General features: G+C 54.6%; 16 protein-coding genes. 11 read left to right on the forward strand and 5 right to left on the reverse strand.

Annotated elements, in window-relative coordinates:
• The first annotated feature begins 765 nt into the window (after window positions 1–765).
• From E8D52_05570 to E8D52_05620, 11 genes are all read left to right on the forward strand, one after another.
• Window positions 766–2145 carry a sigma-54-dependent Fis family transcriptional regulator gene (locus tag E8D52_05570; protein TKB68481.1) on the forward strand — a complete coding sequence of 460 codons (1380 nt, stop codon included), beginning with the start codon at window positions 766–768 and terminating at the stop codon, window positions 2143–2145.
• Window positions 2146–2213: 68 nt separating this feature from the next.
• The gene (locus E8D52_05575) at window positions 2214–4505 is read left to right on the forward strand and encodes a PAS domain S-box protein (protein TKB68482.1); all 2292 of its coding nucleotides are present in this window, start codon (window positions 2214–2216) and stop codon (window positions 4503–4505) included.
• A gap of 133 nt (window positions 4506–4638) precedes the next feature.
• The gene (locus tag E8D52_05580; protein TKB68483.1) at window positions 4639–5103 is read left to right on the forward strand and encodes a response regulator; all 465 of its coding nucleotides are present in this window, start codon (window positions 4639–4641) and stop codon (window positions 5101–5103) included.
• A 13-nt stretch (window positions 5104–5116) separates the two neighbouring features.
• Window positions 5117–6526, forward strand: coding sequence for a sigma-54-dependent Fis family transcriptional regulator (locus tag E8D52_05585; GenBank protein ID TKB68484.1), 1410 nt, complete (start codon window positions 5117–5119; stop codon window positions 6524–6526).
• A gap of 706 nt (window positions 6527–7232) precedes the next feature.
• Entirely contained in the window at window positions 7233–8096 is an 864-nt protein-coding gene (locus tag E8D52_05590; GenBank protein TKB68485.1) for a 2OG-Fe(II) oxygenase, read from the forward strand.
• A 236-nt stretch (window positions 8097–8332) separates the two neighbouring features.
• Window positions 8333–9277 (forward strand): hypothetical protein, encoded by a 945-nt coding sequence (locus E8D52_05595; protein ID TKB68486.1) that lies wholly within the window; start codon window positions 8333–8335, stop codon window positions 9275–9277.
• A gap of 201 nt (window positions 9278–9478) precedes the next feature.
• A complete protein-coding gene (locus E8D52_05600; protein TKB68487.1) occupies window positions 9479–10201 on the forward strand; it encodes a chlorite dismutase in 723 nt (240 codons plus the stop codon).
• A 14-nt stretch (window positions 10202–10215) separates the two neighbouring features.
• Complete coding sequence (locus E8D52_05605) at window positions 10216–11256, forward strand: aromatic ring-hydroxylating dioxygenase subunit alpha (protein ID TKB68488.1); 1041 nt, start codon at window positions 10216–10218, stop codon at window positions 11254–11256.
• Window positions 11257–11389: 133 nt separating this feature from the next.
• Window positions 11390–11650, forward strand: coding sequence for a hypothetical protein (locus tag E8D52_05610; GenBank protein ID TKB68489.1), 261 nt, complete (start codon window positions 11390–11392; stop codon window positions 11648–11650).
• A 39-nt stretch (window positions 11651–11689) separates the two neighbouring features.
• Entirely contained in the window at window positions 11690–12166 is a 477-nt protein-coding gene (locus E8D52_05615) for a hypothetical protein (GenBank protein ID TKB68490.1), read from the forward strand.
• Window positions 12167–12467: 301 nt separating this feature from the next.
• The gene (locus tag E8D52_05620; GenBank protein ID TKB68491.1) at window positions 12468–12770 is read left to right on the forward strand and encodes a hypothetical protein; all 303 of its coding nucleotides are present in this window, start codon (window positions 12468–12470) and stop codon (window positions 12768–12770) included.
• A gap of 152 nt (window positions 12771–12922) precedes the next feature.
• Here E8D52_05620 and E8D52_05625 read toward each other — a convergent pair whose 3' ends face one another.
• The 5 genes from E8D52_05625 to E8D52_05645 all read right to left on the reverse strand — a co-directional run bounded on the left by E8D52_05625 (window position 12923) and on the right by E8D52_05645 (window position 21973).
• Window positions 12923–15184 (reverse strand): hypothetical protein, encoded by a 2262-nt coding sequence (locus E8D52_05625; protein TKB68492.1) that lies wholly within the window; start codon window positions 15182–15184, stop codon window positions 12923–12925.
• A gap of 290 nt (window positions 15185–15474) precedes the next feature.
• Window positions 15475–16707 (reverse strand): hypothetical protein, encoded by a 1233-nt coding sequence (locus tag E8D52_05630; protein ID TKB68493.1) that lies wholly within the window; start codon window positions 16705–16707, stop codon window positions 15475–15477.
• A gap of 203 nt (window positions 16708–16910) precedes the next feature.
• Complete coding sequence (locus E8D52_05635; protein TKB68494.1) at window positions 16911–17855, reverse strand: hypothetical protein; 945 nt, start codon at window positions 17853–17855, stop codon at window positions 16911–16913.
• Between the two features lie 94 nt (window positions 17856–17949).
• Window positions 17950–18420 carry a hypothetical protein gene (locus tag E8D52_05640; protein ID TKB68495.1) on the reverse strand — a complete coding sequence of 157 codons (471 nt, stop codon included), beginning with the start codon at window positions 18418–18420 and terminating at the stop codon, window positions 17950–17952.
• Between the two features lie 382 nt (window positions 18421–18802).
• Entirely contained in the window at window positions 18803–21973 is a 3171-nt protein-coding gene (locus E8D52_05645) for a hypothetical protein (GenBank protein ID TKB68496.1), read from the reverse strand.
• Window positions 21974–22285 lie beyond the last annotated feature (312 nt).

Here is a 22285-nt window from a genome sequence, read left to right on the forward strand (position 1 = left end):
TCTGGGAGAACGAATACCGGACAGATCATGTGCTACAAAAACCGGACAACTTAACCTGCTATCTACAGAGTCCCGTGTTGATCAGAGGGACAGAAAACGGTGTGCTAAATTTGTGCTAAAAATCTGTAAAACAGACCGAATTCCTCAGAATCAATCGAATCAGTAGAAACCACTTAAGTCATTGCTTATAAAGATAAAACTGGGAAAACTTCGCAAAATCAAGCCATTGATATTATTCGTCTTTTCGAACTTTTAAGGCGAGGGCCCTGGGTTCGAGTACCAGCCGGCTCACCAGATCGGCCGTTGAATGGTTGAAAGCGTTGGCCGTCGAGCATTCCGAAGACCCCATCGTCAAGGTATAGGTGAAGGGCGTGGATAACCTCGCGGCTGGCTTTCAGTATTACGCTGGAAGAGAAGGTTCAGCTGGACAACCACGAGCAGTCCATCGACGGTCGAATGGTGGCGATCCCCAACGCCTGTGCGAAGCGCATGGCCGGCATCACCATTCATCAGGACGATCTCCAGCTCCATCTCCTCAACTTGAACTGATCCAGAATTTATTCGGGGTTGGAGTCTCGGTCGGTTCATTCAGTTACTCTCATCGCTCCGTCACTTGTCCTCCTCTTTTGTGGTCCTGCCTTTGCAAACCTACTGGTTCGACGCACCAAACAGAGACAAACTGATGCATAATGCGCCAGGCAGTCTGGTTCGCTGGCGCATTATGGGGCAGTCGAAGCCCTGTGCCTTGCTTAAGGGGAGAATGTCATGACCGAAGAATGGGGCGCGATTCTCGTCGTCGATGATGATGCAGATATGCGGGAATTGGCCTATGACATGCTGAAAGATCGGGGTCATCAGGTCACGATGGCTGGAAGTGGAGAGGAAGCTCTGAAACGATTGGCCGAAGAAGACCATGCGGTCGTCCTCACGGATCTTCGTATGAAAGGGATGCAGGGGCTTGAATTGCTAACCCAGATCAAACGAAACCATCCAGATATCAACGTGATTCTCATGACCGCCTTTGGGTCGGTGGAGACGGCGGTCGAAGCGATGAAACACGGGGCGAGCGACTACCTCACCAAGCCGGTCAAGAAAGATGAGCTGATCCGCGTCGTCGAACGGGTGATCAGAGAAGCGGCGCTTCGGCGGGAGGTCAGACGGCTCAGGAAAGAGGTCCACAAGGAATACAGTTTTCATCACATCTTAGGTAAGAGCAAGGCGATCCAGGCGGTATTCGATTTGATTCGCCGGGTGGCTGATAGTCCGACCAACGTCCTGATCACGGGAGAAAGTGGAACAGGCAAAGAGTTGGTTGCCAAAGCCATTCACTACAACAGTGACAGAAAGGACGCTCCCTTTATTCCAGTGAACTGTGCGGCGATTCCAGAGCAACTCTTGGAGAGCGAACTGTTCGGGCATATGCGAGGCGCCTTTACCGATGCGAAGATGGATAAGCGGGGGCTGTTTGAAGAAGCGCAGAAAGGCACGCTGTTTCTCGACGAGATCAGTGAGCTGCCACTCATGCTTCAGGCCAAAATTCTTCGCGCGATTCAGGAAAAGGAAATCCGGCGCGTGGGAGCGAACAGGCCGATTTCGGTGGATGTGCGCATCATCGCGGCCACGAATCTGAACCTCACTGAGGAGGTTAAAAATAAGCGCTTTCGAGAAGATTTGTACTACCGGCTCAACGTCATTGAGCTGAAGTTGCCGCCGTTACGGGAACGACGCGAAGATATTCCACTCCTGGTCGAGGCCTTTCTTAAGAAGTGCGGCGAGGCCCGAGGGAAGGAGGTCAAGGGTGTCAGCGAGGCCACTTTGGCGATGTTGATGGATTATGTCTGGCCCGGGAACGTGCGTGAACTGGAGAATGTGATTGAACGGGCCGTGACGCTCAGTCGCAGTGAAAGAATTTCACCGGATGATCTGCCGGCAGCGGTGCAGGGAGCGCGAGGCGATCGGCGTGTGCTGGACGAAGCGGCTGAGCAGGCGTTGTCCTTGCATGAGCTTGAAAAAGAGTACATTAAGAAGATCCTCGAAAAGACCGGCGGCAACAAATACCAGGCCGCTCATGCCCTTGGCATCGATCGCAAGACCCTGTATCGTAAGCTCGCCGAGATCGAGGGTAAGCCTCATCCAGAGGAATAATTCCCACGTTCTGATCATCACGACAAGATCGTGAACTGACACTTCCGCTCTAGGCTGAGATCGATCACATGAAGGATGTTGACCGTCTTGCCATGCGCACTGTGTTTTGGATAACCCCCCTCCTTACGGTAGGAATTTTTGTTCTAGACCTGTTGACGCCGGTCGGCGTGGCGGTGTCGATTCTGTATCTCGTTCCATTGCTGCTGACGTATCCATCTTTCCGAACAAAAGATCCGCTCTACGTCGCTGCTGTGGCCACGGTACTCACGTGGGCTGACGTTCTGCTGAAACCACCCGGTCTCCCAATTCCCTATGCACTGTTTAACCGTACCTTGGGTACGATGGTCATCTGGGTCATCGCCATCGGTCTGATTCGGTATAAGCGAACCCAGCACGAGTTGATGTCTTCGCTGGTTGAACAGGCCCATGCCGAAGGTCTGATGATGGAGGCGCAAGAGGCCCGCGACCATGCGGATAGGGAGGCGGTGCGTGCCGTGGTCGGTCGTGAAGTAGCTGAAGAGCAGCTCCTGGTCAGCCGGCTCACGCTGGAAAGCATCATTGAATCCGCAATGGATGCGATCATCACCGTGGACGAAGATCAGAGAGTCCGGTTATTTAACCGCGCGGCCGAGGAGATGTTCGGCTGCTCCGTTCGAGAGGCCACTGGGCAGCCGCTTGATCGATTCTTACCGACACGCTTCCGAGACGCCCATCGTCATCATGTCCACGCGTTCGGGCAAGCCGGTGTCACGAGCCGGAAGATGGGCAAACTCGGTACCGTGATGGGGTTCCGCTCGAACGGAGAGGAGTTTCCGATTGAAGCCGCGATCTCGCATATCACAGTGGAGAGGAAGACCTACTATACCGTCATTCTCAGAGACATCAGTGAGCGCAAGCGGGTTGAAGAAGACCTCCGAGAGAGCCAGCGGAAACTTCTTACGCTGATAGCCAATCTTCCGGGCTTCGCATATCGCTGCAAAAATGATCGCGACTGGACACTTGAGTATCTCAGTGAGGGAGTGTTCGATTTGACGGGGTATACCGCTGATGACTATCTCGTTCAACGCAGCATCTCATACGGTGAGACAACGCATCCGGATGACAGAGAGCATGTGTGGCAAGAGGTCCAGATTGCCGTAGAGCACCATCACCCCTTCGAAATAACTTACCGAATCTTAACCAAATCGGGCGAAGTCAAATGGGTCTGGGAGCGGGGAGAAGGGATTTACGCACCGGATGGCACCCTCAGCTACCTCGAAGGGTTTGTCACCGATGTGACAGAACGCAAGCGTGCCGAACACTTGCTACGGCAGAGCGAAGAACGGTACAGGCGCCTCATAGCCGTCTCGCCCTATGCGATCCTGGTGAATCGTGAGGACCGCGTCATTTTTGCGAACGATCAAGCGATCAAACTATTCGGAGTAGTGAAGGCCGACGAGCTACTCAGAAAGTCTCCCCTAGATCTGTTTCATCCTGATTATCATGCCACCGTGCAAGAGCGGGTTCATCAGTTACTGGAAGGCAGCTCGCTCGTTCCGGTGGTCGAGGAGAAAATCGTCAGACTGGATGGAACATCCATCGATGTGGAGGTCAGCGCGGCGAGGTTCGTGGATGAAGAAGGTCCGGCTATCTTGGCTATGCTCCGAGACATCAGTGAGCGGAAACGACTGCAGGAACAATTGCGGAAGACCGAGCGGATCGCCGAACTGGGTACGCTAGCCTCCGGCATGGCCCACGAAATCGGGACACCGATGAACGTCATTCTCGGCCGTGCCGAATATCTGATGGACCGTGTGACGGATGAGCCAGTGAAAAAAGGGCTTCAAACTATTGTCATGCAGGTTGAGCGGATTACGAAGGTGATGAACCAGTTGCTGACGTTCGCGCGACGCAAAGTCCCGGAGCAGTGCCCCCTGGACCTTCGAGAAACGATAGAAGCCGGCATGGAGTTGTTTCAGGAACGTCTCGCACGAAATCAGATCCAGGTGGAGCTCGCATTGGCCGACGACTGTCCGAGGGCGCTGGCCGATCCGGATCAGATGAGCCAGGTCTTCATCAATCTCGTGATGAACGCCGTGCATGCCATGCCGGACGGCGGAATGCTACGAATCGGCCTGGCGCCGGAAAAACACATGGTGAAACTCACGATAGCCGATACGGGCCACGGAATTCCCCTGAATGTGGTCGAGAAAGTCTTCGAGCCGTTCTTCACGACGAAAGAATTCGGTCAGGGGACAGGATTGGGACTGACCGTGGTCAAGGGCATCATCGAAGAACATCAGGGTTCTATCATTGTTGAGAGTGAAGAAGGGAAGGGCACGGCGTTTACAATTTTGCTTCCGCAAGTTGACAGCCAGTGACGTCTATCTCCTGTGGCATCCTGCGACAGCTGATCCATCCTTGACTGTGGTTTTTCTCATCAGGTGAAGCATCGTTATTCCTCATCAGGGCGTGATTTTCTTGGAATTACCCCCTCCTTCTGTTCCCCTTCTCATGGCATGCCCCTTGCCAGTTATCCAATCTAAGAGCTTGCGAAGACCGGAATGGGGGCCGGAGAGGATGTCGCGCATGACGAATGGAAAAGCCGCTGTCTTGCTGATCGTCGAGGATGACCGCGAAATGCGCAGTCTGCTATGCGATGAATTTTGCGAAACAGGATATCAGCTGCGTGAAGCAAGGGATGGGGACGAAGCATTTCTGGCCGTGCTGCAGTCCGTGCCGGATCTGATTTTGACGGATCTACGGATGCCGGCGGGAGGAGATGACTACATCAGCCGGCTGAGGACCGTGGCACCCAGGTGTCCAATCGTCGTCATCACGGGATTCGGCGATCCGACATTGAAAACACAGGTACTGAAAGCAGGAGCGAATGCGTACTTTGACAAACCCGTCCGTCTTGCCGAGCTGAAGGCTTGTGTGCAACTATTGCTCGACTACAGACCCGGAGCTGATCGCTGACGGTCTAGGCCTTATGCTCTTCATCTCGAGAAATGAGCCCGCTTTGTGTGACTCAGAACGTCTTGACGGATCGCCGCAGACGGATCCCATCATTGCCGCGCGAATCGAAGCGATCAAGCAATTATCACAGGGCCTCTCGGACCGCGTGGCGGTGATGGACCCCGCATTCAATATTGTCTACGCGAACGAGGCAGCCTGGGCTGTCGACCAGACTCACGCACCTCGCCGACCTCATGCCAAATGCTATGAAGCGTTTGCGCATCGGACCGACCCTTGTGGGACCTGTCCGGCTATAAAGGTGTTTGAGGCACCAGAGATCCAGAGCGTATCTTGTTCCAGCGGAGGAGACGGCACGGCCTGCGGGATGCAACAAGCCTTTCCCTTAGCGGATGCGCAGGGAACGGTGGCCTCCATGTTGGTGCTCTTTCATCCCACACCGAAGTTGCATAGTCGAGCAACGCCAGAGAACGCCACCGGTCAGGCGGGAGGCGATGGTCTGGGGAATTTGATCGGTCGAAGTCCGGCCATGCGGCAGCTGTTCGACATGACTCGTCTTGTGGCGGACAGTTCGGCAACCGTCCTCATACAAGGGGAGAGCGGAACGGGTAAAGAAATCCTGGCGAGAACGATTCATGCGCTCAGCAACCGGAAAGATCGGCCATTCGTCGTCGTCGATTGTGGATCCCTGCCAGAAACACTGCTCGAAAGTGAACTGTTTGGGCATGTGAAGGGCGCCTTCACCGGGGCGGTCGCCAATAAGCGTGGGCTCTTCGAAGAGGCAGATGGCGGGACCATCTTCCTCGACGAGATCGCCGATACCACGCCGACCTTTCAAGCGAAGCTGCTCCGCGTTCTGCAAGAGGGCGAGATCAAGCCCGTTGGTGGAACCAGGTCGTTGAAGATCCATGCGCGGGTCCTTTCTGCTTCGAACAAAGATCTGACCGAACTCGTGAAGGCCAAGACATTTCGGCAGGATTTGTACTATCGACTAGCCGTGTTGCCTCTCTATTTGCCAGCTCTCCGGGAACGGCGAGACGACATCCCACTGCTAGTCCACCACTTCGTCGCCGCTTCCTGTGCCCGACATCATCAACCGGTTCGGCAGGTCGATAGCAAAACGATGCGGGCGTTGCGCGACGCGCCATGGCCAGGCAACGTCCGACAATTGCAGCACTACATTGAGCGGGCCGTGGTGACGACCGCCGGTCCGTGGCTCCGGTGCGAGGATCTCCTCGACGTTGGCATCGCTGACGAGCACGAGAGTTTACGCTCAACGTCGCGGGGGGTGGTTGCCCAGGCCGAGCGCATCCGGATCATGGACGCGCTGGAGAAGACCGCAGGAAACCGATTGAAAGCCGCCAAGTTGCTCAAGATCAGCCGAGCGAGTCTCTATAACAAGCTCCGAGCCTATAGCATCGAATAGCCTGGTGGTTGCCCCCGTCCAACTCTTTCTTCAGGTCACTGCTCTCCACATATTTTCATAGCCTACTCCATTGAAACTCTGGATAACGGTCTGGATGCCTGCTGGAACCCTGTGAAACCTGCGCTTCAGCTTCTGTATCTGGCCGGACAGACCTGAAGATGAAGGGTGTTCCTCGTGTGTGCCTTTTCGCCCTTTCTCTGGCGGATGGACGTCTATCGTGATGGACAGCATAAGTGGATGATATCTGAACGATCGAGTGAGATCTCCTTTGCGATTGTCCAAACTGATGGATTGCATTGAGCACAGGCAACAGACCCTGATACTCGATGTGAAACTCCCAATCAGCTCTTCTGGCACGCGAATGATTCGTTGTAGAGACCGCGAGCAGGCACGGCACAAACGTTGCGGTAGCCAGGAACATATACAGAGGTCCTGCTCTGTCGGAGTTGGCTAGTGATTCGCTTTGTCAGTAGTTAGCTCTGTTCGCTCGAACGCGAGCGGTTGTCCCGACCGCCACGGGTCAGCGATGAGGGGGTCACAGGTGAGAGTGGCCCCCTCGTTTTCTATTCAGGTAGGGCCAGTGGATGGCATACAGGGATTGAGTGCGACGCAGCATACAAGAGGAGGGGAAACCATCTCTTGTACGTGACGGTGGGTGGCGGTACGAACATGCTCTGAAGGTCGTCCTTTGGGAAAGAGGAGGCGCATGCCGAGGGTCAGTCCTGTGGCCGAGATAGAAAGCAATCTTGTAGAAGCTGTCGAGGAGGTGGATCGATCTCTCCTCCACCAAGCCTATTGCGATCAGAACGAGTTCCTGCTGCTGGAACGGTTTATCCCACCGTCGGTTGTCGAGCCCTGCCTGTGCGAGATCGAGCAGCTCAGCGGTGCAGTCCATCGTAATTATGTGCCGAGCCATAAACAGGGAGGCAGCGTTAGTTTTTACAGCATCCAGGAGAAGGCGCCGTCGCCGTCGATTCTGGCCTTATATCGGTCGCCCGCGCTTCGGATGTTCCTCAGTCGGCTGGTCGACGCTCCCCTCATGCTCTGTTCAGAAGACGATCCGCATGCCTGCGCGTTGTATTACTACACCAAGCCAGGCGACCACATCGGCTTTCACTATGACACGTCCTATTACAAGGGGGCCCGCTATACGGTTCTCATTGGCCTGGTTGAGCAATCCGAGCATTGCCGGTTGGTGGCGCGGGGGCATAAGGGCAAGGCTCCCACCGAGATCAGCGAAACCCGTATTCCGATGGATCCTGGAACGATGGTGGTTTTCAACGGCGACAAACTCTGGCATGCCGTCACACCGCTTGGCGCTCACGAACGGCGGGTGATCTTGACGCTGCAATACGTGACGGATCAGCGGATGGGGCCGCTCAAGAAACTGTTCTCCAACATGAAGGATGCGTTTGCCTACTTCGGGCCGGCCGCACTGATGCACCGGCCCAAGGCGAAGCAGACCTCGATCAACGACCGCGTGATGATCCGAGCCGACATGATGACCGATCATCCGACGCTGCAATTTCTCGCGAGAGTATGGAGTGCATCTCTCAATCGCGATTCCTGAGGCGCAGGTGGTTGAAGCCCCGACTTTGCTACGCATAGCCCGGATGGCGCCGGCCTGCGATGTAGAGGCCGATGAATAGGGGGCGGCGTACGTCCATGGCTCTTGTGTTCAGGAGTCGATTGGGTAGGCGCAGAATCGATTATTCACCAAGCTGACACCTCTCGGGCCGACGGGAGTCTGTCAGTTGACGCTTGAGGAGAGGCCGTACTCCTTGATGCATAACCAGAGGGGGTATCATGCAGGTTCAGAAGAGCAGGAGGAACATCGGAGTCTGGTCTGTCGCGGCTTCGCTCGCTGGGGTGTTCGCACTTGGAGCACCGGGGCTGAGCAGCTCAGCGCTTGCCGCTGTCAGTCCACATGTGAGCGAAGCCGTCGAGCATGCGAAAGGTGCCGCGTCACATGGGAAGCAGGGACATGCCGACGCCTGTGTTCAGCGCGCGGAGGAAGGGCTTAAGCATGCACAAGCGGCTGGTGTGAAAAACCCGCATGTGGATATGGGCGTCATACATCTGATGGAGGCGGTGCAACACGGCAAGGCAGGGCATGCGGATGCGTGCACCGAACATGCCGAGGGTGCGTCCACGCATTTGACTGAAGTCTTAGCTGAAGGTACGACGGCGACTGGGAACCGCGTGTTCTTTCGCGGAGGCTATGGCGCACTCACGAGCGATCGTGCCGGTGAGTTGATCACCGACGTCCATACCAAGGGGAATACCGGGACCGGCGGCTATTACATCGGCGGTGGAGCGGAACTCATGGTCACCAAGGACCTGTGGGGTATGATGCCAGGCGTTGCGCTCGTGGGCGAGATCGGATTGGAATTCAAAAGATGGAGTTCTAGCAGCGTCGTGAATGGGGAGGCCCTGGTCGGGAATACGGCTCCGGCCAAGGTGCAGATGACCATGTTGACGGCGAGTGTGGCCCCCAAGATCAAGTTCAGGCAGGGGACCGATTTCCAACCCTGGATCATTCCGGTCGGGTTGGATTTCCATGTCATCAGTCCGACATCAAGTCAGATCAATTATTTGGACATCGGGGTTCAGTTTGGTGGTGGCACGGAGTTTCGCGTGTGGAAAGAGTTGTGGCTTGGGCTCGACAGTCGATTCCATCTGGCGTCCAATCAAACCAACACGGTGAATAATTTCTGGACCACCGGCATCTATGGGGCCATCGGATTCTAAACAGCCTGATGTTGCAGGACGTACCCCCGTTCAGCCGTGGGCTGTGTTGTGTCGTGCTTTGCAGGGAGCCGCGATCGGCTCCCTGCTCTTACCCCCTACCCTTCCAGATTATGGGGACGGCTCGCTGGATTCGACGAGCGAGTGGCCACTGTGAACGAATAGGTCGGTCTTCTTCTCTGGAAGTTCTACAAAGGAGTTTCGATGTCTATCCCTGAACAAGCCCCAGCGCTCCAGGCCCCCCCACGTCAATATGTCAATTTCGTCTTCTATCAAGTCGACCCAGCCTGGCGGCGTCTACCAGAGGATATCCGCACCCAGGGTAAACAGGAGTTCCTGCGGGCCGTGGAGGACTATGCCGGCAAAGTCCTGGTGGTGCCGTATTCGACTATCGGCATTCGCGGCGACTGCGACTTTATGCTCTGGCGCATCAGCTACGATCTGGATCTCTTCCAGGATATGAGCACCAAGATACTCACCTCCGGCTTAGGACAATACCTCACGACCCCGTATTCCTATCTCGCGCTGACCAAACGGTCCGTCTACGTGGACCACCACACCCACGCGGGACAGGAAGGGAAACGGCTGACGGTGGTGCCGGGGAAGAGCAAATATAACTTCGTGTATCCGTTCCTCAAGACACGCGAATGGTTCCTGCTCACGAAGGCGGCGCGACAGGGCATGATGGATGAGCATATCGAAGTGGGCCATCGGTTTCCGTCCGTGAAGCTGAATACGGCCTATTCGTTTGGGTTGGATGATCAGGAATGGGTGGTGGCGTTTGAAAGCGATAAGCCGGAAGACTTTCTGGAGCTCGTGATGGCGCTGCGCGAAACCGAGGGTTCACGCTACACGCTGCGTGACACGCCGATTTTCACCTGCGTTCGCAAGAGTCTCAAAGAAACGCTCGACACGCTCGGCGGCTAACGCCACAGAACTGCATGCTCGAAGGTTTCTGGTACATTGCCGGGGAAAGTGCTGCGGTCAGGGCCGGGCGGCCATTCGCGTCGGTGCTCTGCAATCAGCCGTTGGTGCTGTTTCGGGATGGGCAGGGTCGCGTGCATGCGTTGGAAGATCGCTGTCCCCATAAGGGCGTGCCGCTCTCGTCGGCGCGGCAAGAAGGGGATTCCTTGCGGTGCCCTTTTCACGGGTGGCGCTTTATCTCTTCCGGTGAATGTGTGGAAGTACCAGCCATCGGCAACGTAGCACATCCATCACTGGCCTCGGCCTGCGTGAAGACCTTTCCATCCGAGGAGCAGGATGGCTGGGTGTGGGTCTACATTGGTAGTGAGCAGTGCCCGAAACCCTCATCTCCACCACCATCGTTGCCGGTTCCAGCCGATGGCAGTCCGATGATTTCCGTGCGCGAGTCCGCAGAGGCGAAAGTCCGGTGGGATTTCGCAGTGGATAGTCTGATGGATCCCGCCCATGTCCCGTTCGTGCATCACAACTATTTCCGGCGGCGCGAGGCAGCCAGAAGAAAAGAAAAAGTGTTCACGCGGCTGCCGTTGGGGTTTCGCACGATCTCGCAGAATGTCGTGCTACCGGACACATTTATCTTTCGCGCCTTGTCTCCGAGGTTGAGCTCAGCCACGACCACGGTCGACTTCGTGCTGCCCGGCATCCATCTGGAACGATGGGAGATCGGCACACGGTTCGCGTCTGTTATGTTGGTGGCCACACCGCTTACGGATGAACGAAGCCGGTTCGACATTTGCGTCGGGTGGAACTTCTTGCACGGGCTACCCGTGGGATGGCTCGTCCGCCGGACTTTACGCACCATTCTTCGCCAGGACCGGGACATCCTGGAATTGCAGGAACAGGGGTTCGGCCAGAAGGGAAGTATGTTATTGAACTTAGAATCAGACACATTGGCCGTGTGGTACCGTCGGCTGAAGAGATACCGTTTGGATCAATTGGCCGGTGTGCCGGACCCACAACATCCGGTTCCTGAGAAGACCACGCTCAGCTGGACCACGTGATACCTACGGTCCACTGCAACCGCACATACTGAAGAACAAGACGGCGTAGAGGATTCAGTCTTGGCTCGCGCCGAATGTGCTCAATGTCTCAGACCGGTCCGTCGGACTGATGAAGGGTGATACCCGTCTGCCTGTGAGCACAGAACTCACCATCTTGGATGAACTTCAGGACGGCGATCGGCGATCCGTCGGTCGCTCCAATCAGGTGGTGGAGACCATACGCCGGCAGCCGGTGCTGTTTCCTGCCCTCATAGACGGTATGCATCATGACGACGAGGTGGTCCGCATGCGTGCCGCCGATGCGCTAGAAAAACTCATCGTGACAAATCCTGAGTGGCTCCAGCCTTTCAAAGTTCAGCTCATCAAGCATGTTTCGACTTTGCGAACAAGGTAGGACGATTTTCCTCCCCCAGATCGATTATGATAGCGCGGTATGTATTCCACTCTGGTCGTCCTGCATATTCTTGCCGCGGTCAGTTGGGTCGGTGGCATGATCTTTCTCTCCTTGGTTTTAGCTCCCTTGGTCAGGGGGCGAAAAGCTGCGCCGGAGTTTATGGCGCTGTTTCGCTCTGCGGCACTAAGGTTTCGCCCTGTCGTCTGGATCGCGATGGCGATCCTCTTGATCACTGGGCCGATGTTACTCTCACACCGTGGCCTCAGTGTCATGGCACCGGCTTCGTGGCCGGGAATCGTGACCATGAAACTGACGTTGGTTGCCCTGTTGTTGTTCCTGACCCTACTCCATGATCTTGTCTTCGGCCCTCAGGTCAGTCGGGTGAGCACTATCGCAGAATCTCAGCGAACCACCGGAGAACAAGTCATCTTCAAATCTGCTCGCTGGTTGCCACGTCTTTCGTTGCTCCTTGCACTGGCCGTTATAGTTGCGGCGACGGTGCTGGCACGGTCATAGCCGAGCCAGGCGTTTGTGCGGTTCAGGGTTTCCCCCAGCTGTGCGCTCCCCTTCTCAAGGCGATGAGTCTGCTCGACTTCCGCGCCTCCGGCTAGTTATGCCGAAATCTAAGATCAAATTCTTTTTGTGACCCTAGGGCCCACCTTGGCCATGCGGCAGAACATCGGGAAGGGTCAATCTGTCGGGATGGATATTGAACTGCGGAGTCGTCTGGGTAGGCTGTACATGACGGTCGGATACTCGTTCGTCGATTCGATGATCATGACTTTTTCCCGCTAATCCATCGTGTGAGGGTCTACCCATCCCGAATGTTTCTCAGCACCAAGTCACCGCCGCTCTCACCATCGGCCGTCCGGACTTCGCGCAACTGACGATTCAGGCTCGATACTTGTCTCGGCAGTTCGCTGATGATTTGAATAGGCAACCGATCGCGGATTTCAGCATCCTTGATGCATCGCTGCGAAAACGAATCGCCTCATGGGCAGAGCTCTTCATCAATGGCGAGAATTTCACCGACCGTCAGTACATCGCCACGCAAACAGGGAGCACCAAAACTCTCGGCCAGCCGCTGCTCATTATCGGCGGCCTGCGGATCGATCTCTAGCAGTAGAACTCACCGTAATCTGTCACCTTCTCTGACAGGACTTCTAGCTCCTTGTAGCAGAGGGTCGCTTAGCACGCTCATAATCTGGGGTAATATGAGCGTGCTCCAAACATGGGCCTCCAGACCGTTCTGTTAGATCAGACTCGACCGTTTTACTGCGACCGTCGTCCTCCGACGATGATGATCGCTCGCTTCGACAGTACACCACCGAGCCCGTCTGGCGCGGTAGCAATGACCTCATGTCGCCCTTCGCTCAGATGAGGTGTCAATGCATATCCGAATCCTAGTTCCCCGTCGAGGCTGGAGGACCAGCGGATTTCTTGAGGTTGAATGGCGCCAAGCCCGCGAGTGTCCACCATCACCGCAAGTGCCACTGGCCCCGGTGCAATAACGCATTTGTTCGACGGCAGGGTGAGATAGAGCTGCCGCGGCGTACGTTGCAGATCAAACGGCTGAGTGACCGCCGTCGCCGACTGTAGCTCTGCGGTGCCAATGGCCCTGAAGATACAGCGGTTTCCACCTGGTAAACGATCAGCCTCGATCGTCACTTCACCATTCGAAGGGTCGAATGCAACCGGCTGCCAAGTCACGCCGTCGTCCGCACTGAAGAGCACGACCACCGACACACGCTCGCGCGGATGGCTCGCGCTGACACGTACCATGAGGTGCGTCTCACTGCGTTTAGGCCCTTCAATCGATACGAGCGGTGGTTCACCCACGCTGATCGTGTGTAAGGCTTCCTCACCGCGATGGAACGCGATGCTTGCAACGCCGGCAGGCCAGTCCACTACCTCTTGAAAGTCAAGCCAAGGCTCACGCTCGAGGGGCACGGAGCCTCCACTACAGCCACATTGGCCACCCCCGTGCGCCGGCGCCCATGTGCAATGATGGGTGGCCAGAACTTGACCGTTGCCATCGAGCAAATCCAATGACAGTGGCGAGAACGCGCCGACCGGGCGAGGCGGCACCATTCCCGCTGCTTCAATACATACCGACTTGCGAATTTCGACACGAGTCGTGTTTCGCACCGCGCGGTAGATACGGACGTCGAGCACGAGTAAAGGCCGCAGCAGCCGAGGATTGATCGGCTCGGACTGATACGTGCCGCGCCGATCAAAGATATTCTGATAGGTGTAAGGCGAGATCCATTGGTTCTTACCGTACGACATAATATCGTCGCTGCTCGACGGATCGAACAGCGTGGGCGGCGACGTTCCCGTGTCGATCCCGACCTCACCGATCGACCTCGCGCTGCCGCCATAGTTCGGATAGCCGAGGTCATTTGTCGTATCGCCCGGGACAGCCACGTGGCTGCGGTCATATAGATGACCGATCTCATGGGCGAAGGTTGAATCGAGTCCGACGAAGCCCCCCCCCGCCCCTCTGCCACAACCGGAATTAATTTTTTCGCTGCCTGCTGGAATCGCCGCCTGCGGTACCATCCCGTAGACAATGTCGCCCAGCTGGAAGAGGGCGGTGAAGATACGCGTCATATTGAGCTCTGTCACAAGACTCAACCACGCGTTGTTACACCCACCGGGCTCGGGCGAAACCATCGCGAAGGCCGCACTGCTCGTGATTTCTGCGGTAAGAATCGTTGACTCGAAGTAGGGAAATGGGAGCATCCGTTCTGCAAGTCCCAGAGTGGCGAGCATCGCGGCGTCTGTGGGTTTGTTGACGTTGCCCGCGTTATCTGTCCAATTGACTCGTACCAAGCAGACTTTTGGCGCCGGAACATCAATGAATTGTAGGTACTGCGTAGCAGTAGCAGACCTCCCTGACATTACGCCGTCGGTTACGGGCCAGAGTCGCACTGTTATGTGGATGCGGCCGCGTCGGCAGTAATATGCTGGGACGATGAAGTTGAGCGGGCAGTTGACATTAATGAGGGTTGTAGAAGGCCGTACAACAAGGCCTCCACCTCCGCCCGAGAATGTGAATTCCTGATCCCAAAGCCCGCGGTCGAGATCCGAGGTGGAACCGATGCGCGCTCCGTCGGAACGTGTCGGCCCTGTTTGATAGATAACGCGATTGCCAATGGAAAAGATTAACTCCCCCGTGACGCGTTGCCCGGTGAGCGTATCAGCACCAAGCATGCCGCGTCGCACGAAGGGGTAGACGCGCGCAACCATCGTTTTGTATGCGACCAACGACACGGCATTGTCATCGCCATGACTAGCACCAGTGCTTCCATTGTATTGGATCGACTGAGTGAACTCCATGCCGGCAATCTCAACTCTCGAACCCGCACGAAGGTCGCGAAGCGGATCATCATTCTGCGGGCGAATCTCCAAGTCCAGAGGTATTCGGGCCTCTGGCTCGCCCGTTGGACCTAAAGAGACGCGTCCTGAGAGACGTGCTGCAATGGCATCGGCAAGAGCATCGAGCGTGGGAATGCCGGATGGGTTCTGCATGGTTGTTCCTCCGTGTGTCGAAATGAAGAATCCTCTTGCATGGCATACACCTCGATCAAGGCAATGGTGAAAATCCGTCCATAGGCTAAAACGAACACGTGTATCATCAGCGCTGCTGGACGAGAAGAAGCAAGGCAGGCCATTTGCCGAGATATGCCTCAAAACATGGAAATTGAAATTTAGATAAATTCATCACTCTCCAAAGGGTGCATCGAAGATGTCTGTCATCAATCAATGAAGTTCAATGAAGTACTTCTGTGATGGTCCAAGAATTTAGAGGTCCAATGTAATTAGGATGCTGTGCGAAAGCGCCAGTCACGTGACGGATCACCGTCACATAGGTATTGAACGGCTGCGGTGTTTTTGACGGTCCCTCCGCCCGCAATGGTTAGACAAAGGCTACTATTCACATTCACGAGTCTGAACGTGCGATCGTCGACTTTGGTGTAGCGCCAGCGATATGAAGGACCATCGTCGCAGGTGGATTGAATGACAGTGTTGTTTTTATCTTTGCCTGCCCCAGCGATGGTTAGGCACAGCCCACTATGCACGTTTGTAATCTTCAGGGTGTCGGCCCCCTCCAAGGGGGTCATACTCCAGGAACGTGACGGATCACTGTCGCATAGGTATTGGACGGCTGTGGTATTTGTGGCAGTTCCTCCTCCCGCAACGGTTAGGCATAAATTGCTATGCGCATTCACGATTACTCCTTTTCCTTTAGGGGAGGTAGCGATCAGTGAGTTCTTAATGAGCGAAGTTTTCGGAGGAACTTCAACAGTAGCAGTAAAGGAGCTTGTTGGACCGCCTCCGGAGTTTTTGATGGTACCATTGACAGTTACCTGGAATCCTTCGTCACATGGTTTTTGACACGTGACTGCGAAGTTACGGCCACTACCCATGGCAATGTGTTCCTGTGATTTCGCATGAATCTTTATACCTTCCTTTTCCGCGCCTTCGGTCACAAAACTAATGGAAATGGAGGGCACGCTACCGGCCAATACTCCAGGAACCCACATAACGTTTACGTAGGATTTTCCTGCTTTGTCGCGGCTCGCAAACGCGTAGAGATCAGTCTCTTTCGTTCGAGAGATGCAATCTTTCCAGGCATTAACGGTTCCAGGATCGCGCACGTAGCTTGCATAAGTAGTCACCAAATTTTGGCTCGCCGACGAATTTGAAGTTTTTGATCCCCCACGCTTTTCCTTGGCCGAATTAAACTTCTGCTTAAATTCTGACTCGGATACCTTATTTTCAGAAGTTACATCTATTCCTAATTCCCCACCAATAGGGCCATAGTGAAATTCGGCCTCAATTGTCGTTCCATTCTTCTTGGCTTCGTCGAACTTCTTCGAATAGGTCTCGAAGGCCTCTGTGTCCTTTTGACTGAAAAAGGTCTCGGTGGCTGCTGCAGCAGATGCCGAATTGCTAGAATCACTCTTATTAATCTTATTGAATATGTCCTGCGAGAGAATTTGGTTACATTCTGCATACCCATCTGCCTGAGCTTCGGGGGCTAAGAACAAGACGCATCCCAATGCTAAACTCAGGGGTAAAGTGAACGGCCTAGTTGATCTGTTAACGCTCGAAGAATTAGTTTTCACGTTTCCTCCATATTGTAAAACTAGGACCCTAGTACTTAGCTCTCCTTATGCGCCAGTGCCTGCGGTTGTTCAGGGAAGGCGAGTAGCCATTTCCTGGCGATTTGATTCATTTCCGGCATACATCACTACTGATCATGATTTCGGCGAGAGTATCCTGCGTAACATGAGTAGACATGATTTGGATCGCTCATGCGACCCTGAATGTCTGCAAGGACGAGCCTGTCAAAGACGCTCGTTGCAGCCCCAGCATTCATCTGCGAAGCAAAATCATTGATGTTGCGACCCACGGTATCGTCGAGGCTTCGCAAACTGTTCGAGAATTCTAATTCCGAACGGCTGCCTTCATCGGATCCACGGATATCTTGTCGCATATGATGCACCATCGAGCTCACTGCTATAGCCAAATCATGTGGTGAGAGGTTAGCGAGTGCCGGTAATTGTTGGCGAGCACGGAAATCATAGTGGCTATCTTGAACGTGAGGCGACTGTTGAAGGAATTTATTGCAAGCGCACGTCATTCTACGGACAGGCCCTGGTGGAGCGCCTCCCATCAACGCTTTCACGCACCGCGCAAAACTTGTTTCCGATGCTACGGGTAAGGGGGGCGCTACCAAGAACGTAAAATCTACGCGACGATTCGCCATACGCTCATTCTCAGTGGCTGGCGTCGAAAATTGAGAATGGGCCGTCCCAAGACCCACGGAACTATAATGCACAGATTGAAGGCGGGAGACCGGCAACCCCACATTTGCCGATTCTTCTTTGACAAGATCTTCTAGCGCAGCTTGTGCACCTAAGGCTCGCTTACGGCTTACATCAATCTCGAAGTCTCGACCTTTAGCATCGAAATCGGCATGACCGATCACGGATACACTCACGTCAGCGCCCGTGACCAATGCCCCTGTAATGCCTTTTGCCACTCTACGTAACTCTTCTCGTTGTGCCGGTTTCAATTTAATGCCATATCTTGGGTAATCATCTATGGTTAGAAAGAGCACGTTTTGGCCGTATGCTGGAGTAAGCGTAAATGTTGCTAGAAGCACGAATACCAATCGACGTGTTACGTCCATGGTCTTCCCTATTGCTCAGTCAACCGATTCGCCTTATGCATTGGGCGCGACAGGCTAATAGTGCTGCAAACTATAAGTCTGGAGCATAGGTTGCCTACCTCACCCCACGTCCCGGTACTACGATGGGGATCCTCGCAGTCTCTTCTACTTCTGTGTGCGGCATATGTTTATGGAATATGGCTTCCAACTGCTCGCGGTACTGCCGTTCAAGCTCATCGTATCGCTCCCCACGGATACCTGGTTCTATTGTAGGCAAGGTCTCAAACTGTTTCCTGAACTGGGCAGACAGCGACATGTTGGCTTTCTGCCCCTGTTTCCAACCATCAATGAAAGCGTCTGCGCGATCTTTGCTTAGCACCACTGACCTTTCTGGCTTGGAATTGGGCCTACTGTAACCGGCAACAAAGCCTTCTTTCCGGTAATCGTCAGTGGTTTCTGGTGATTTGTCCCAAAATTGATCAATTGATAATCCCGGCAGCTTCTCAGCGAACAGATCGCCTTCACAACTGAGAAATATTGCCATATAGAATACGAGTGATAGCCGATGCGCTCGACGTGTTCCCATATGTGTTTCCTTCCTAAGAGAATGGTTAGTATTGCCGTAGTTTAGTCAATGCGGCGAGGCAGCGGCTGATCCGTCAGCGCACCTATCCCTTGTAACCTTTTGTAAGGTCATCTCCTCTCCTGCTTCTTGATGCCCCAGACGCCTTTCGAATCGACTACATATGTCAAAACGATTTATTTCAGAGAACGTTCATACTTGTTTGTCATCACGTGGCCAGCGTACCAGCGTGGACGTTACAGATGCGTGACGGATTGAAAGATTTATCCTGGATTAGGGGAGGGTGTACCGACATTCCCGCAGTACTCGACGGGGGATCAAGGGATGAATGCTTTAACCTCACCTGCCGGAAAGGTTTCCGAGCGAGGACGAGAACTCGGCAAGCTCAGTTTTTAGACAATGCCTGATAGAGAGCTTGGGTTTCTTGCGTGGGATTCATGCCCAAGCGAGATCGGAGGGATTGACCGAATCGCTGGTAGATGGCCACCGCTTCAGCACGTCGGCCAAGCCGAGCATATATAATCATGATCCGGCGACAGAAGGTTTCAGCCACTGGTTCTAATTCAAAAGCCCGATGATAGCAATCGACGGCGCTCGTCAAGTCGCCATTCTGCTCGAAGGTTCCGCCAAGCCGTTCTGCCAGGCTCATATAATGCGCGCGTAACCGTTCGCGAAAGGTCAAGGCCCAGGGCACCGAGTCACCCTGAAGGAAATGGCCTTTATACAGGCTCATCGCACGTTCCAACGACGCTCGATCAGCCGTTCCAACCTGCGTTACAGCGTGTTCGAAGGCCAAACAATCGACCCAGATGTAGCCAGGGTCTAAAGATACCTGCCGGTCCTCGAGCCGAACCGCTTGCTCATGTTGCAAGAGTTTGCGCAAGCGATGCAGCGTCGTCCTAAGAGCCTGTGCCGCGGTATCGCCATCGGCTTCTGGCCACAGGGCATCGGTCAGACGGTCCTGATGCACGGCTTGTCCTCCAAAGGCACACAAGCATTGAAGCAATTCAAGCGGCTTGCGTTGAGACTTTCCCGAAGAGTGGAGCGGCTTGTCGTCGCACAGCACTTCGAATCGTCCCAGTGTGTACACCTTGACAGGCCACGGCCAGGTTTCTATGCCAGGCGATTCACCAGTAATATTACGACGCCGAATGACACTTTTGACGTATACGACTTCGATTTCGGACTGGAGTGCTTGTGAAAGCAGACGCACCATGACATGCGGGCGCCACCATGGATCCAGAACGAGGTAATCGTTTTGCCGCGCAATCTGCAGCCCCTCGCGCAATGGTGTCAGTGCCTTGTGTTTTTCGCCTTGTTTGAGCCATGAGTACGCTTCCACGAGCAGGCCTTGATGTTCTATCAGTGAACTTCTCATCGTGCGGGCATAATGAATTGCCTTCTCAAGGTGGCAGCGAGCTTTTTCCACATCGCCGGACTCAATCAAGATCTGAGCCAAGCCTACGCGGTTGATCGCTATTAAAAATGGTCTCCCTAGCGCTTTGTGCCCCTCCATTGCCTCTGATGCGTTGGCAAGGGCACTTGGTAAATCATTTTGGAGTAATGCAATGCCGGCTCTGAGAAAACAGAACTGTGCAATCGCATGCTTAAGCTGAAAGTTGTTGGATGCTTCCGCCTTATCCAGATATGCTTGCGCCATTCTTGAGTCCCCACCAGCCAGTGCGCTATAGGTGTTGAGCCCGTACAACATGCAATCCAAAAGCGGCATTCCGGCTTGTTGCGCGATCTGGAGTCCTTCGCGAAACTTTTCCTCGGCAAGCAGATGGGATGCTGTGTTCCAGGCATAATTTCCCTCCGTCACCCGCCAGAGGACGAGCAATATCGGTGGCATGGGCCCAGTCCCTAACAATGGATTCATTTCGGCCATGATCCGCCGTGCTTTGCAGAAATCGCCACGCCATAAAATAAGTTGCAAAAACGTATAGGCGACTCCAATTCGACTTAGCGGATCGGCGGCGGATCGCAGAAAATCCTCAGCTCGCTTTTCCAGGGAGACAAGCAGTGGATGATGTGGCGCCGCATACATCAGCCCTTGGAGGCTGCCCAGTACCTTCCCCTCGGTTTGGATCGATAGAAGTCCTTCATGGCGAGCCAGGAGCTGTTGGAGCTTTTCCGCCCATGCTAGCACTGGTGTCATCTCAGCCTCTGCGTAGAAATAAGCTTCCATGATCGCCCCACACGTAAGGAACAATCCCGTACTATCGTCCCCGATCTCAAACTCGCCGTAGGCCAACTCAAGGTCTGTTTTCGCTGCGCGCGGGTCGAAATTCATACGGCTGAGGCCTCGCCAGTAGAGCAACCAGGGCGCACACTGCACCACCGGGAGAGGGCACATGGCAATTAGCCCACCAAGGGCCTGATGCCGACCCTGAGCGATCAAGGCGGCGGCGTGGTCGCAGATCAGCCGGGTGAGCTCGCCCCATTCTTCCGCTTCGGCAAGCAGGGTGGCAGCGGCTTCCGTTTGGCCATTTTGCGCGGCGAGGTCCGCTCCCAGACGTCTGATTGCACATAGTTGCGACAGGGACCAACAGTGGCGAGCTCGCTCCAATAGGAATTCACGAAACAAACCGTGGTACTGATACTCGATCTCCTCACCACCTCGACGGTTGATAAACAGCCGACGGCGATACAGGTCTTTAAGCAAGTCACTCGCCTGGGGATTAGCACTGATCTCCATCGCCATGCTCACCGTCATCTGCGGCAGAATAGCAGTGCGCATCAGAAATTCTCGCAACTCCACGGTCGCTTGATCGAACATCTGTCCGGCAAAGTAGTTGAACACGGATTCCATAGTTTCGGACTGGGTAGAATGGTTGATCAGCCTCGTTCGCTTGAATCGATCCAGCATGAGCATCAATCCGGCAACCCACCCATTAGTTTGATTATGTAGTGAATGAAGCAGTTTCTCGTCACTAGGCCCCTTAACGGCGCCGGCGATAGCGGTCGTTTCTTCAAGCGTTAAGCGCAGCTCGTCCCAACTAATGTGCCCAACGAAGTTGTTAGCGAGAATCCGTGCATACTGAGGCGGCGGTGGGATGTGGCTGATGACGATGAGGTCGATTCCGGTAGGAAGCTCTAGCACTGCTCCTTGGATGACGCTGTGAAAAGGAGACTCTGAGTTGACTTCTTGGTAGTTGTCTAGAACCAGTGTTGTAGTTGTTCGCAGGCCGGTAAAGAGTTCGCGGAAGAAGCGCCTTGTGAATCCTGAGAGGTCGGACGCAAACTCAGGCGTCAAAACCGGCAACTGTAGGCGCTTTCTGCCTGCCGCCGTGCGACCAGCCAGCGCTAGATAGTGAAAAAATGTTGCAGGATCGGCATCACCACCGTCAACCTGATACCAAATACCCGGCAGCTTGCGCGTTTCAAGATAGCTCGCTGTCAGCGCGGTCTTTCCTGCGCCTGGTGGGCCGGCAATCCATACGACCGAACGGTTACGGCGCTCTTCATCTAACAGCCCAAATAATCGGTCACGAGGAACGACACCGAAGAGTTTCGGGCGGGTCAGCTTCGCAAGGGTTGTCGGTTGTCTTGGCATTTCCGCGTCACTTTCTGCGGAAAATTCTTGATGTCTATGAAATTAATTAGATCTCAGGCTACAGCTACCTGAGCATTAGGTGGACCGGATCGCGTTTCCTTTGCCCTGGCTTCAGCATGTCCGATCTGGTGCACAGCTCGCTGTTATCTGTGTGATGACGATGCAATGTTTTTCTCAATTTATCGCGGTCGACGTCTCCTAGGTGAGTATGTTGTACCGTTCAATTCAACTCTTATGTTCAACACTTGCCTCTTGGGTGCCCTGATAAGGCATCATTGCATTCCTAGCCTCCTACAACGCCTATTGTTACTC

This window comes from Nitrospira sp. (assembly GCA_005116745.1).
In the GTDB taxonomy this organism is placed as follows: Bacteria; Nitrospirota; Nitrospiria; order Nitrospirales; family Nitrospiraceae; genus Nitrospira_D.

Excerpts from the sequence above, each read along its gene's own strand:
- E8D52_05615 (TKB68490.1), top strand. The coding sequence starts at position 11,690 with ATGTATTCCACTCTGGTCGTCCTGCATATTCTTGCCGCGGTCAGTTGG.
- E8D52_05605 (TKB68488.1), top strand. The coding sequence starts at position 10,216 with ATGCTCGAAGGTTTCTGGTACATTGCCGGGGAAAGTGCTGCGGTCAGG.
- E8D52_05625 (TKB68492.1), bottom strand. The coding sequence starts at position 15,184 with ATGCAGAACCCATCCGGCATTCCCACGCTCGATGCTCTTGCCGATGCC.
- E8D52_05575 (TKB68482.1), top strand. The coding sequence starts at position 2,214 with ATGAAGGATGTTGACCGTCTTGCCATGCGCACTGTGTTTTGGATAACC.
- E8D52_05580 (TKB68483.1), top strand. The coding sequence starts at position 4,639 with ATGGCATGCCCCTTGCCAGTTATCCAATCTAAGAGCTTGCGAAGACCG.
- E8D52_05635 (TKB68494.1), bottom strand. The coding sequence starts at position 17,855 with ATGGACGTAACACGTCGATTGGTATTCGTGCTTCTAGCAACATTTACG.
- E8D52_05570 (TKB68481.1), top strand. The coding sequence starts at position 766 with ATGACCGAAGAATGGGGCGCGATTCTCGTCGTCGATGATGATGCAGAT.
- E8D52_05640 (TKB68495.1), bottom strand. The coding sequence starts at position 18,420 with ATGGGAACACGTCGAGCGCATCGGCTATCACTCGTATTCTATATGGCA.
- E8D52_05600 (TKB68487.1), top strand. The coding sequence starts at position 9,479 with ATGTCTATCCCTGAACAAGCCCCAGCGCTCCAGGCCCCCCCACGTCAA.
- E8D52_05645 (TKB68496.1), bottom strand. The coding sequence starts at position 21,973 with ATGCCAAGACAACCGACAACCCTTGCGAAGCTGACCCGCCCGAAACTC.
- E8D52_05585 (TKB68484.1), top strand. The coding sequence starts at position 5,117 with ATGCTCTTCATCTCGAGAAATGAGCCCGCTTTGTGTGACTCAGAACGT.
- E8D52_05590 (TKB68485.1), top strand. The coding sequence starts at position 7,233 with ATGCCGAGGGTCAGTCCTGTGGCCGAGATAGAAAGCAATCTTGTAGAA.
- E8D52_05595 (TKB68486.1), top strand. The coding sequence starts at position 8,333 with ATGCAGGTTCAGAAGAGCAGGAGGAACATCGGAGTCTGGTCTGTCGCG.